The organism is Flavobacterium sp. HSC-32F16, assembly GCF_024171645.1.
GTDB lineage: Bacteria > Bacteroidota > Bacteroidia > Flavobacteriales > Flavobacteriaceae > Flavobacterium.
Genome location: NZ_JALKAC010000002.1, coordinates 998,989 through 1,011,282, shown reverse-complemented (window position 1 = coordinate 1,011,282; position 12,294 = coordinate 998,989). Strand labels below are relative to the sequence as shown.

General features: G+C 33.2%; 13 protein-coding genes. 1 reads left to right on the top strand and 12 read right to left on the bottom strand.

Annotation, left to right across the window (positions count from 1 at the left end; genetic code table 11):
- Positions 1-5: 5 nt before the first annotated feature.
- From tsaB to L1276_RS10935, 7 genes are all read right to left on the bottom strand, one after another.
- A complete protein-coding gene (gene tsaB, locus L1276_RS10965) occupies positions 6-677 on the bottom strand; it encodes a tRNA (adenosine(37)-N6)-threonylcarbamoyltransferase complex dimerization subunit type 1 TsaB (RefSeq protein WP_253787670.1) in 672 nt (223 codons plus the stop codon).
- Between the two features lie 291 nt (positions 678-968).
- Positions 969-2,258, bottom strand: coding sequence for an efflux RND transporter periplasmic adaptor subunit (locus tag L1276_RS10960; RefSeq protein WP_253787668.1), 1,290 nt, complete (start codon positions 2,256-2,258; stop codon positions 969-971).
- A gap of 6 nt (positions 2,259-2,264) precedes the next feature.
- Positions 2,265-3,650 (bottom strand): TolC family protein, encoded by a 1,386-nt coding sequence (locus L1276_RS10955; RefSeq protein ID WP_253787666.1) that lies wholly within the window; start codon positions 3,648-3,650, stop codon positions 2,265-2,267.
- Between the two features lie 80 nt (positions 3,651-3,730).
- Positions 3,731-4,846 carry an efflux RND transporter periplasmic adaptor subunit gene (locus L1276_RS10950; RefSeq protein ID WP_253787664.1) on the bottom strand — a complete coding sequence of 372 codons (1,116 nt, stop codon included), beginning with the start codon at positions 4,844-4,846 and terminating at the stop codon, positions 3,731-3,733.
- 42 nt (positions 4,847-4,888) lie between these two features.
- A complete protein-coding gene (locus L1276_RS10945) occupies positions 4,889-6,154 on the bottom strand; it encodes an ABC transporter permease (RefSeq protein ID WP_253787662.1) in 1,266 nt (421 codons plus the stop codon).
- 2 nt (positions 6,155-6,156) lie between these two features.
- Positions 6,157-7,401, bottom strand: a complete 1,245-nt coding sequence (locus L1276_RS10940) for an ABC transporter permease (protein ID WP_253787660.1) — start codon at positions 7,399-7,401, stop codon at positions 6,157-6,159.
- Entirely contained in the window at positions 7,394-8,095 is a 702-nt protein-coding gene (locus L1276_RS10935; RefSeq protein ID WP_253787658.1) for an ABC transporter ATP-binding protein, read from the bottom strand. Before L1276_RS10935 ends, L1276_RS10940 begins: the two co-directional genes overlap by 8 nt.
- Before the next feature lie 181 nt (positions 8,096-8,276).
- On the opposite strand from L1276_RS10935, the gene L1276_RS10930 reads away from it, so the two are divergent.
- Positions 8,277-9,683 (top strand): DUF4403 family protein, encoded by a 1,407-nt coding sequence (locus tag L1276_RS10930; protein WP_253787656.1) that lies wholly within the window; start codon positions 8,277-8,279, stop codon positions 9,681-9,683.
- 16 nt (positions 9,684-9,699) lie between these two features.
- On the opposite strand, the gene L1276_RS10925 is transcribed toward L1276_RS10930, so the two are convergent.
- From L1276_RS10925 to L1276_RS10905, 5 genes are all read right to left on the bottom strand, one after another.
- Positions 9,700-9,972 (bottom strand): hypothetical protein, encoded by a 273-nt coding sequence (locus tag L1276_RS10925; protein WP_253787654.1) that lies wholly within the window; start codon positions 9,970-9,972, stop codon positions 9,700-9,702.
- Complete coding sequence (locus L1276_RS10920) at positions 9,962-10,504, bottom strand: DUF420 domain-containing protein (protein WP_253787652.1); 543 nt, start codon at positions 10,502-10,504, stop codon at positions 9,962-9,964. Before L1276_RS10920 ends, L1276_RS10925 begins: the two co-directional genes overlap by 11 nt.
- Positions 10,505-10,506: 2 nt before the next feature.
- Positions 10,507-11,193, bottom strand: coding sequence for an SCO family protein (locus L1276_RS10915; protein WP_253787650.1), 687 nt, complete (start codon positions 11,191-11,193; stop codon positions 10,507-10,509).
- 11 nt (positions 11,194-11,204) lie between these two features.
- The gene (locus tag L1276_RS10910; RefSeq protein WP_253787648.1) at positions 11,205-11,861 is read right to left on the bottom strand and encodes a hypothetical protein; all 657 of its coding nucleotides are present in this window, start codon (positions 11,859-11,861) and stop codon (positions 11,205-11,207) included.
- Between the two features lie 78 nt (positions 11,862-11,939).
- Positions 11,940-12,290: a cytochrome C oxidase subunit IV family protein gene (locus L1276_RS10905; RefSeq protein ID WP_071636345.1), complete on the bottom strand. Its 351-nt coding sequence runs from the start codon at positions 12,288-12,290 to the stop codon at positions 11,940-11,942.
- Between the last annotated feature and the right edge of the window lie 4 nt (positions 12,291-12,294).

Sequence of the window (12,294 nt, the reverse complement as noted above, 5' to 3'; positions counted from 1 at the left end):
ATGGATTATTGCTTTTTAGGCAGTGTCATCATAAAATCTTTTAAATAATAAGGTTCAAAATAAGCGACATCTACAGTGTCGCTTTTTTGATACTTATCGTAACTGATTTTACTCATTTCGTTTGCCGAAGGATATTTGATTTCTTCTAAAAACACAAAGTTTTCCTTAGTTAAAACCGGCTTGCATTTCTCGGCACAATCGCCAACAAAATAAAGTGTTTCTTTATATTCTGAAAAAGAATCTTCTGTAATAATTTCTGCCTGAATTGTTCTTTCAACTTCTAAATTGGCAGTAAAAACTTCACTGTAAACTTCCATTCTTCTGGCATCAATCATCGGGATAATTTTTCCGTCAGAAACTTTCGCCTTTGATGCCAAAGTCTGTAATGTATCTACAGCGATTAAAGGAATATTCAATGCGTAACACAATCCTTTAGCTGCCGAAACGCCAATTCGTAAACCTGTATAAGATCCAGGGCCCTGACTTACAGCAACTGCATTTAAATCCTGCACTGAAACGCCAGATTCTGCAATAACTTCTTCAATAAAAACATGAAGTTTCTCGGCGTGCGAATATCCTTCTTCAGCAATTTCTTTGCAAAGAATAGTTTCGCCATTTTTTGCAATTGATACTGAACAATTTTTGGTTGCTGTTTCTATATTAAGGATAAAAGACAAAGTAGTAAAGTGTTTTTTATTAAAAAATCATCGGAATATTAAAGTTGCAAAAATAAAGGTTAATAACCAAAATAACAGAAATGCCACAAATAAATTTGCTAATAAAAAGCTTAAATACAAAATCAGTCTTTTCTCTACTGTAAAATATTTAAATTCATCATTATAATATTTTGTTTTATAGACGCTGTAATGCACCCATATCATATATATAACGATAGTAATAAAAGCGCCAAATAAGCTAAAAATCATTTCTGCCGGAACTCCATGTAATGCAATGATCATATTATTGATCTATTTTTTAGGAGCATCTGCTTTTTTAAGTTTTACTTTATCTCCAGAATTCAGCTCTTTAGAAACGGTTGTGTAAGGTCCTGTAATTACCACATCGCCAGATTTTAATCCCGACATTACTTCAATATTGGTATCGTCCTGAATTCCGGTTTTAATAACTCTGATTTTAGCCTTGTCGCCTACTTTCACAAAAACGCATTCGAATTTTTTATCGCTTTTTGGAGCTGCTTTTTTCTCGTTTGGATCTTCAACTTTAAAATCTTTAACTGCTGCAGTATCAGATTTTACAACTACAGAACTAATTGGCACTGCCAAAACATTGTTTTTAGTTGTGGTAATAATATCTACTGTAGCGGTCATTCCAGGTCTAAAAGGAGAATATGTATTTGGTTTTCCTTCTAATAAATCCTGATACGATTCTTTTAAAATTCGAACCTTTACTTTAAAGTTTGTAACCTGATCTGATGTTAATGTTGAACTTGCAGAATTCGAAATACTGGTTACTGTACCTTTAAATTTCTTTTTTAAATAAGCATCTACTTCAACATTTGCTTCGTCTCCAATTTTAATTTTTACGATATCATTTTCATTTACATCCACTTCAACTTCCATATTATTAAGATTGGCTACTCTTAAAAGTTCAGTTCCTGCCATTTGCTGTGTTCCTAAAACACGCTCTCCTAATTCTACATTTAGTACTGAAATTGTACCATCGGCTGGAGCATAAATTGTGGTACGCCCTAAATTGTCTTTCGCTTCATTTACAGATGCCGAAGCACTTTGAACATTGTAATAAGATGTTTGTCTGGTTGCTTTTGCTACTTCAAAAGAAGCTATGGCTTTATCCCAATCTGATCTGGAAATAACACCTTTATCATACAAGGTTTTATTTCTTTCGTAATTGGCTTTTGCTTCTTTAAAACTCGCTTCAGACTGTGTTAAACCCGCTTTTGTTCCTGATAAATTAGAAACCGAACGATTGTAACTTGAAGTGTATAAATCAGGATTTATTTTAACCAATAAATCTCCTTTTTTTACAACCTGACCTTCTTTTACATTCAACAAAATAATTTCTCCTGAGACTTCTGGCGAAATTTTAACTTCAATTTCCGGTTGTATTTTTCCAGTTGCCGAAACCGTTTCGACAATGGTTGAAGCCACTACTTTTGAAATTTCAACTTCTTTTCCTTCTTCTTTATTTCCTATTACTCCTGATTTGGAAAGACCTACTAATGCAGCAATTATAACTATCGCCCCGCCAACTAAGAAGTAAACTGTTTTTTTTGACATAATAAATTATTTTGTAATAATTGGAACAATTGGAATTCCAAAATAGAATTCAAGTATTTTAATTTTGAACATGTAATCGTATTTCGTTCTAATAACGTCAGATTGAGCATTTGTCAACAAAGTTTGTGCTTGTGTAAAATCAAATGAATTCATTAAACCAACATCATATTTTTCTTTAGCATAATTATATGCCTGCTGTCTTGCTTCTAAAGTAACTGTTGATGATTCATAGGTGTTTAAAGCTCCTTTTGCATCTGTAAATGCCGTATAAACGTTACGTTGCAAATCTAAACTTTTTTGTTCTAAATCTATTTTAGATTTCTCTAAACTTACCTTGTTTCTTTCAACATTATTTCTGGCAGAGAAACCATTAAATATCGGCACACTTAATTGAAAACCAAAATTATGTCCTTTGTTATCGCTAAATTGAGTCAAAACAGGATCAGGACCAGCAAAAATTGGATTTCCTGCTGCATCTGTCCCAATTAATCGGTCACTGTAACTTGCACTTGTACTGAAAGAATAGAAACCTCTTAAAGTGGGCTGATAAGCTCCTTTTGCAATCGAAACATTTTTTTCGGCAATTTCCAGATTCGTCTGAGCTAATTTCAACTCTGTTCTGGTTTCTTTTGCCTTATTGTAAATATCAATTGGCGTTTGTGCCATGATATTGTTTTCATCTTTTGCATTTGTATCATCTACTACATCAAAATCAGCAAACTCTTTTAATTGTAAAAGCTGTGCTAAACTTAATTTTGAAATCAGTAAATTATTTTCAGAAACTGTGATATTCTGTTTATCTGTGGCGACAGTTGCTTTTAGGTCAAATAAATCACCACGCGGAATTGTCCCTGCATTTACCATTTCTTCAGAACGTGTGTAACGTTTTTCATCAATAGCTAACTGTTCTTTTTTAACTTTTAAATCTTCTTTATTAGACAAAATCTGAAGAAAAGCATTGGCAACATTCAGTGAAATATCTTCCTGCATTTTCAACAATTGATATTTTGATGCTATAATCGAAAGAGAAGCTCTTCTGTAAGCATTTTGATTTTGCAGCCCTTTGTAAATATCAACATTTGCATTTACACCTAATGAAGAATACTGAGTAGTTTGTGTAGTGGCAATATTGGTAACAGGGTTAACGTTCAAACCAATGTTCCAAGAGTGTGAAGCATTTCCGTTTACTGTTGGCAGATAACTTCCTAATGCACCTTTTTTATCAATATTTGCTGTTTTTACATCCAGCTCAGATAATTTAATCGTAATGTTGTTTTCTAATGCGTATCTCACACATTCTTCCAGTGTCCATTGTTTTGTTTGCGCCTGACCTGATAATCCAAAACCGAATAAGATGGCAAAAACAAGACTATTATATTTATTTATTTTCATATATTTCGAATGATGGCGCAGTAACCCTACTACGCAAATTTAACATTTTTTAAACCCAAAAACTCTTTTATAATTTCAAATTATTTTTTCTCTTTTTCATCGATCAAACCCTGATTCCAGATTTTAATTTTATCTGTGTTTTTGATCCCGCTTTTTACCTGAACGTAAATTCCGTCACTTACACCCAAAATTAAATCTCTTCTCTCAAATTTCTGAGACGTAGTTTCAACTTCTACATAAGGTTTTTGAGTTTTTTTGTCAAATTGTACCAATGATTCTTTTATAGCCAAAATCTTGTCGGCTTTTTCAAGAATAATAGATGCATTTGCACTTAAACCTGCTCTAATAAATGTTTCATCTCTATTTTCTAGTCTGGCTTTTATTTCAAACTGAATTGCTCCGTTTTCTACAATACCTTTTGGTGCAATATCGGTAAGAACTGCTTCAAATTTTTTATTTTCGATCGCTCCAACTGTAATTTCAATTGGCATTTTTTCTTTGATTTTACCTACTTCCGATTCGTCAATTTTCCCAATAAAAATCATTCTTCCAACATCGGCAACACTTGCAATTGTAGTTCCTTCATTAAAGTTATTACTCTCAATAACCTGATTTCCTACTTTTACCGGAACCTGTAAAACCATTCCGTTTACTGTAGAACGAATTAAGGTATTGGCATAATTTCCTAATGATGTAGTTGTTCCTGTTTTAACAATATCCAAGCTTTGTTTTGCTGCAAGGTAAGTTTGTTTTGCCTGAGTGTACGCAACTTGAGCAGCATCAAAATCATTTGCTGAAATTACATCTTTTTCAAACAATGTTTTTTGTCTCTTAAAAAGCCTTTCTTGATTATCTAAAGCGATTTTAGCTGTCTGAACTTGATTCTGAGTACTGCTTACATTAGAAACGTTTGCAACCACTCGAATTTTAGCAATCATATCTCCAGCTTTAATTTTCTCTCCGGCTTTGATATAAACTTCTTCAATAATCCCTGAAATGTTCGGTTTGATTAGGACCTCTTCATCAGGCTGAATATTACCAGTAGCAATTGTATTTTTTACTATTGTTTTAATTTCTGCTTTCTCCGTTTTAAAAACAATTGGTGATTCCTGATTCTTAGCATACAAGTAGTAAAGTGCGCCAAAAAACACTACAGCAATTAAAATTAAAATGGTTACGGTTACTCCTTTTTTCATTTTGTTTTCGGTTTAATCGATTATTTTTTTTGATTGATAATTTTATTCTGTTCGTAAAGCATCTACAGGCTTTACATTAATTGCGGTCTGCGCCGGAATAAATCCTGCCAGCAAACCAGATCCTACTAATATGATTAAGGCAATAAATACAACGCCTAAATCGACACTTGGATTGGCAAACATGGTGTCATTTCCTTGCGGCATTGACTCTAAAGCCATGTTTAAAATTGCAATAATTCCCGTTGCGACGGCAATGCCCAGCATTCCGGAAATTATGGTTAGAAAAATAGATTCAGACAATATTTGTCCTCGAATTGCCGCCGGAGTTGCTCCTAAAGCTCTTCTTATTCCAATTTCTTTGGTACGTTCTTTAACTACAATCAGCATAATATTTGAAATCCCAATTACGCCAGAAATTAAAACTAATGTCCCAACGAAGTAAGCAATGATTTTTAGAATATTAAATAAGCTCTGTACTTTATTGAATTGCTCGTACAAGTCGAAATTTCCAACTGCTCTGTCGTCTGTTGGATTTATAGAATGAAGTGCTTTTATAATTTCTAAAATCTTCGGTTTTAACTCTGTTATCGAAGTTTCATCTTTTGCAGTAAGAGCCATCCATCCTACTTTATCTCCGTAATTAAATGCCTGTTGAAAAGTGGTAAACGGAATAAAAATATTTTTCTGTTCCTGCTCTGCATTTCCGCCTTGCTGTTTGGATTTATAAACCCCTACAACCATGAAATTTATGCCGTTTATTTTAATATAAGATCCAACCGCTTCTTCTTCTTTTCCATAAAGTTCACTGATAACCCCTTTACCAATTACCGCAATTTTTCTTTTCTCCAGAATATCCTGTTGATTTACAAAACGTCCTTTTATAATATCCATCGGCTGCTGCTTAATCAGTTCCGGATAATCCCCATAAATAGTAAAGGCAGAAGTTTTTGTGCCTCGAACTACATTATTTGTTCCGTTAAAATCACCTAATTGATTTCTTGGCGAAACATATAATAAATCTGGAAGCGCTGCTTTTAAAGCTGCAACATCGCTGTTTCTAAAATCATAACGACGGGTTTTAGGAAGTCCCTTATAAGCTTTTGATGTGGTCTGACTCCACATAAACATGGTGTTAGTCGCAATTCCGTCAAATCCTTTTTTAATACCGTTTTCTAAACCATTACTGGCTGCGAGAAGGATTACCAAAATAAAAATTCCCCAAAAAACACCAAAAGCCGTCAGAATTGTTCTGAATGGGTTAGCCGTTAAGGCCTGTATAATTTCGTCCCAATTATCTTTTTTAAACATAATTATTCGTCTCTAAGTGCTACAATAGGTTTGATTTTGGCTGCTCTGTATGCCGGGAAAAATCCTGCCAAGGCTCCTGCAAACACAAGTAAAAACAACGTTGTTAAAGCCACGCTGAAGTCTACTTCCGGATTTCTAAAATATTCACTCTGAACCATCGGCCCTACAAATTCCAACAATAACAAACTTCCTAAAAGTCCTGTAAATCCAGCAATAGTGGTAATAAATATCGATTCATGAAGTATCATGGAAATAATCGAAAACGGAGAAGCTCCTAACGCTTTTCTTATTCCAATTTCTTTTGTTCTTTCTTTTACAATAATCAGCATAATATTACTTACCCCAACTACACCGGCAATAATGGTAAAAATACCAACCCACCAAAAAAACAATCGGATGTAAAGATTTAAATCATAAAACTGTTTGGCATCTTTAACCGAATTATAAACACCAACTCCTCCATCATCCTCCGGAGCCACAACGTTTTTACTTTTTAACAGGTCTTTTAGATCTTTGGTAAATTTTTCTGATTGTGCTAAAGCTTCATCATAATTACTTGTCTTTTTTAAAGTAAAAAACAAATTACTGATTTTATCTCCGCCTCCAAAAGTTCTTTGAACCGTAGTTAAAGGCAGGTATGCTCTGGTTTCTTCTCTTTCTCCTCCCGGATCTGTAAAAACACCGATTACTTTAAAACTAATATTGTTAATTAAAATTTCTTCACCTATGGCCTCCTTATCCTTTAGCAAATCGTTTTTTAATTTCATTCCAATAACAGCGACTTTTTCGTTATTCTGTAAATCTTTACTATTTACATAACGTCCCTGAACTATTGTTAGGTTTTCAATGCCTCCATAATCAGGATCTACGCCTCTAAACTGATAACTTCCCGATTCTTTTCCATACGAAAAAGCCTGTCCCCAATAATTTTGTGTAGAAGCTCTTAAATCTAATTTATCTTCAAACTTTTGAGTAGACTGATTATAATCACTATTTCGAAACTGGATTTGTCTTCCAGGATTCAGTCCTTTATATTCTTTTGTCGTAACACCAGACCATACTTCGATAATTCCGGCCGCATCGCGCTCAAATTGTTTTTCAATACCATTTTGAAGCCCTTTACCTGCTCCAAGCAAAATCACTAAAATAAAAATCCCCGATGCCACCGAAATTCCTGTCAGAAATGTGCGGAGTCTATTTTTGGAAATTGCCTCAAATATTTCCTGCCAACGCTCGATATTAAACATAAGATGAAGCTCTAACTTGTTCTACTAATTTATCGTCAATAATTAATCCGTCTTTCAGGACCACATTTCTTTTGCACATTGCGGCAATATCAGGTTCGTGTGTAACGATCAAAATCGTTTTTCCTTCGTCATTAATTCCCTGGATAAGCTCCATCACTTCATAAGAAGTTTTAGTATCTAAAGCACCTGTAGGTTCGTCTGCCAATAAAACTTTTGGGTTCGATGCCAATGCTCTTGCAATTGCCACACGTTGTTTCTGCCCTCCTGAAAGCTCATTTGGCAAGTGATGAGAATGAGATCCCAAACCTACTTTTTCAAGATATTTCATTGCAATATCATAACGTTCTTTTCTTTTAACACCTTGATAGTATAAAGGCATAGCCACGTTATCCAGCGCAGATTTGTAATTTATTAGATTAAAAGACTGAAAAACGAAACCCAAAAACTTGTTTCTGTATTTTGAAGCTAAAGTTTCGTTTAATTTTTTAATTGGAGTTTTGTCTAAAATATAACTACCAGAATCAGCTTCATCAAGAATTCCTAAGATATTAAGAAGAGTCGATTTTCCAGATCCGGATGATCCCATAATGGCTACTAATTCTCCTTCTGCAATATTAAAATTTATCCCTTTCAACACATGCAACTCCGAACTACCCATTTTATAGGATTTATGTAAATCTTTGATTTCGATCATGGTATTGTTAAATTTTTAAAACAATAATAATATTTTTTATAAGTAAATTATGATAACGAAACGTTAATACTTTTTATCATAGTCTTTTTAAATAAGACGGTACTTATTATCAAATGTTACACTTTAACAAGATAATTTAATTGTTTTATTACTTTTGCTTCACTTAAAAAAAGCATTAACTATGAAGTTTTTTCCGAAAATCTCAGTGTTTGCAGTAACTGCGCTATTTTTTAGCTGTTCATCAACTCAAAAAATAGAAACACTAAAACCAGAACCAGATGATGCTAGTCCGCTGGTTTATGACGCAAGTCCATCTTTTATCAATCTGCCTATTACAGTTAAACTAAAAGACATTGAAAATCAAACAAATTCAATCTTAAATGGATTAATTTATGAAGACAATGATATTGAAGATGACGATATCCAGATAAAAATCTGGAAGCAAGCGCCGATAAAAATCCTAAATGATCCGGCCAATCCAGATAAAAAAATCAAAACTATCCTGCCATTAAAAGCCAATATTAAATATCGCATTGGAACTAAAAAACTTGGCGTAGAATTTTATGATACCCGCGAGTTCAACTTAAACGGAACTATTACATTATCCAGCGAAGTCGCTTTGACAAACTGGAAACTAAATACTAAAACAGAATTCAAATCTTTAGACTGGAACGAAAGCCCAACGATGACGGTATTTGGAAAAAATATGCCGATTACTTATTTGATCAATCCGGCGATTTCTATTTTTAAATCGAAACTCGAACATACAATTGATGACGCAATCGAAAAGTCAATGGATTTTAAACCGAATGTTTTATCAGCTTTAGAAAAAATCTGTACACCAATTCAAATGAGTGACACTTATGAAAGCTGGCTGAGAATTGTTCCTGTTGAAATTTATTCTACTAATGCAAAGCTTAAAAAAGATTCATTTTTACTAGAAATGGGCATGAAATGCAATATGGAAACTATTGTAGGCAAGCAGCCAGAATCTAAGTTCAATGCCAATAAGATTGTTTTGAAACCGGTTAGCAAAATCCCGAATCAGATTTCAGCCAATATTGCTGCAATTTCGAGTTATGTTGATGCTTCAAAAATTATGACTACTAATTTTGCAGGACAGGAATTTGGTTCAGGAAGCAAAAAAGTTACGGTAAAAAACGTATCAATCTGGCATAAAAACGGCAAGATGATTATTGCGCTTGATATATTAGGATCGATAAACGGAACACTTTATTTAAACGGAATTCCACAATATAATGCGCAGACAAAAGAAATTTATTTTGACAAACTGGATTATGTTCTGGACACCAAAAGCAGATTAATGCGAACTGCAAACTGGCTTGCCCAAGGGTATGTTTTAAAAAAGATGGAAGAAAGCTGTCGTTATTCTATTCAGCCGAATTTAGAAGAAGGCAAAAAAAGTATGGCAGCCTATCTTAAAAACTATTCACCAATGCCTGGAGTTTTTGTAAACGGAAAAATGGAAGATATTCAGTTTGACAAAATTCAGTTAACAAATCAGGCGATTATAGCCTTCATTAAAATAAACGGTACTGTGAATGTTTCCGTAAACGGATTAAAATAAAAAAAAGGCAGAATAATTATTCTGCCTTTTTCTTTTTCGATTGGTACATTCTATAAATTAGATACCCAATTATGGCTACCAGTAAATACGGAACTATCATTAAAAAAACGATTCCGTCATTTACAGCTTCAGCTTTTTTGATGTTCGAATCTCCTGCAAGTGCTGCGCGACACATGGCACATTGAGCATTTGCTGAAATTCCAATTAAGAAAATACAAATTCCAAAAACCATTTTTTTCAATCTGGAATTTGAAGTTTTAAAAGTTGATATTTTATTTTTAGTATACATAGTAAGGAGAAATCATTAAATAAACTACAACTCCTGTAACCGCCACGTATAACCAAAGCGGAAAAGTAATTTTAGCTATTTTTTTATGTCTGTCAAATCTTTGTGCAAGTGCTCTTACATACGTAATCAATACTAACGGAATGATTGCGATAGACAATAAAATGTGAGTTAATAAAATAAAGAAATATACATAACGTATAATTCCCTCGCCTCCAAACTTTGTCGAATCTGAAGTCATATGATACGCAACATACATTACTAAAAACGCTACAGACAATGCTATAGCAAAAGTCATTAATCGTTCGTGTAATTTAAGTTTTCCGTTTTTAACAGCAATAACAGCCCAAACTAAAACAATAGCCGTAATTCCATTTGTAGTAGCATAAATGGGAGGTAAAAATGAAAGTGGCTCAACGTTAATGCCAAAATCTTTTAATTTGATTCCGAAAAGGATTGCCACAACAACCGGGATAATAATTGAAACCGCAACGATGTATTTATTGTATTTTTTTTCTAATGAATGATCTTCCATTTTTATTCTTCTAATAGTATTTTAATGTCTTGTTGAATATCTCTAACTCCTTTTTTATCTAAACCATCGTAGTAGATGTTTGGGTTTCCAAATTCATCTTTTCGGCAGCGAATGTTTCCGTCTTTATCAATTAAAGCAAATAAACCAGAATGCTCGAAACCGCCGCTTACTTTTGAATTTTCTCCGGCATACAAATTAAATCCTTTGTTTGACAAGTCCATAATGGTTGCTTTATCTCCAGTCAGGAAATTCCATGAAGCAGATTTTACGCCTAATAGTTTTGCATGATCTTTTAAAACCTGTGGTGTATCATGAGCCGGATCAATTGTAATAGAGACAATTCCGAAGTTTGGATTACCAAAAAACGTTTTTTCGATTTCCAGCATACTCATGTTCATCTTTGGGCAGATTGAAGGGCAAGTTGTAAAGAAAAATTCTAAAACATACACTTTTCCTTTGTAGGTTTCATTAGATATTTTAACGTTGTCCTGATTTGTCAATTCAAATTTTGGAGCCGGACCAATCGTTAATAATTTAGCATCTTTAGAACTTTTAGAACCTACATTATCTAAACGATCTCCTTTTACAACGCTATCATTTTTAATTCTGTCAACAATTTTTGGCACTGCATAAATTCCGAAAATCAAAATAATAAACGAAATACCTATGTAAGATTTATTTTTGAACATTATAAGTAAGTTTAAAGTTGTTTTGTGGCATTATGATTCTTTTTAAGAGCAGCACGATACTCATATAAGATAATTTTAAAATCATCCAGCATTTCATTGCTCAGTTCAGATGGATGAAAAGTGTCGTAACCTTCTTTGTATTCCTCTTTCTTCTCTTTATCACTGCCTTTACGTCCTCTTAAATTTCTTTCTTTGTCTACTATGAAAACATTTGATGTTCCCAATTTATCATTCAGCTTTCCTTTAAGCTGAAGCTGATTGTAAAATGCCTGTATTTCATCTGTTGAAGCAAAAACAAAATTCCACCCCGAAACATCGGTAAAAGGCTTAAGAGCATCAACAAGCTTTTGAGCTTCTTTTTCTGAACCAAGCGGGCAGATTACTACAAACTGAAGATCTTCGAAACCATGGTAACGCTTGTAAATTTTTTCATTAAGATTAAAGTAGTTTCCCCTGCTGTTTAAAATATCTGATCCGGAAAAACCTAAAACCGTAATTTTTTTATCAAGAGAAACTTTTTTGCCGTCGAGAGATTTCCAGTTTCCAAAGTCGGCAATTTTTGGAGTGATTATGGGAAGTTTTGTAAAACTATTTACACCTGAAGCAAAAAACAAATAGGCTACAATTGGTAAAACAAAAAGCACAAAAAGAACTATATTTTTTTTCATTGTTTTAACGGAAGTTAATGAGGTACAAAAATAAAAAAAGCTCCGTTAAACGGAGCTTCTTTTCGAATTAATATCATGTTAAAAATTCCATTTAATGGTAGAATCTTTAAAAACCCCATAAATATAGTGTCCTTCTGTTAACAGGATGAACAATAAATATAATACCAGGAAAATAACTGGTGATACAACAGACCATCTAAGGCTGCTTTTTTCACCTTCCATGTGCATGAATGCCCATACAATATAGTAAGCTTTGAATATTGTTAAGATATAAAATATCCAGTTCAATAAATTCAAACCGATAAAATGATTAAATTCTAATGATGCTGGTTTTAAGATACCAAGAATAACCTCTACTGTAGTTACTAATGATAGTAATCCAAAAACAAACCAGATTCTTTTTGTATTTGATACGTGTTCGTGTGACATAATA

Excerpts from the sequence above, each read along its gene's own strand:
- L1276_RS10960 (WP_253787668.1), bottom strand. The coding sequence starts at position 2,258 with ATGTCAAAAAAAACAGTTTACTTCTTAGTTGGCGGGGCGATAGTTATA.
- L1276_RS10955 (WP_253787666.1), bottom strand. The coding sequence starts at position 3,650 with ATGAAAATAAATAAATATAATAGTCTTGTTTTTGCCATCTTATTCGGT.
- L1276_RS10950 (WP_253787664.1), bottom strand. The coding sequence starts at position 4,846 with ATGAAAAAAGGAGTAACCGTAACCATTTTAATTTTAATTGCTGTAGTG.
- L1276_RS10945 (WP_253787662.1), bottom strand. The coding sequence starts at position 6,154 with ATGTTTAAAAAAGATAATTGGGACGAAATTATACAGGCCTTAACGGCT.
- L1276_RS10940 (WP_253787660.1), bottom strand. The coding sequence starts at position 7,401 with ATGTTTAATATCGAGCGTTGGCAGGAAATATTTGAGGCAATTTCCAAA.
- L1276_RS10935 (WP_253787658.1), bottom strand. The coding sequence starts at position 8,095 with ATGATCGAAATCAAAGATTTACATAAATCCTATAAAATGGGTAGTTCG.
- L1276_RS10930 (WP_253787656.1), top strand. The coding sequence starts at position 8,277 with ATGAAGTTTTTTCCGAAAATCTCAGTGTTTGCAGTAACTGCGCTATTT.
- L1276_RS10925 (WP_253787654.1), bottom strand. The coding sequence starts at position 9,972 with ATGTATACTAAAAATAAAATATCAACTTTTAAAACTTCAAATTCCAGA.
- L1276_RS10920 (WP_253787652.1), bottom strand. The coding sequence starts at position 10,504 with ATGGAAGATCATTCATTAGAAAAAAAATACAATAAATACATCGTTGCG.
- L1276_RS10915 (WP_253787650.1), bottom strand. The coding sequence starts at position 11,193 with ATGTTCAAAAATAAATCTTACATAGGTATTTCGTTTATTATTTTGATT.
- L1276_RS10910 (WP_253787648.1), bottom strand. The coding sequence starts at position 11,861 with ATGAAAAAAAATATAGTTCTTTTTGTGCTTTTTGTTTTACCAATTGTA.
- L1276_RS10905 (WP_071636345.1), bottom strand. The coding sequence starts at position 12,290 with ATGTCACACGAACACGTATCAAATACAAAAAGAATCTGGTTTGTTTTT.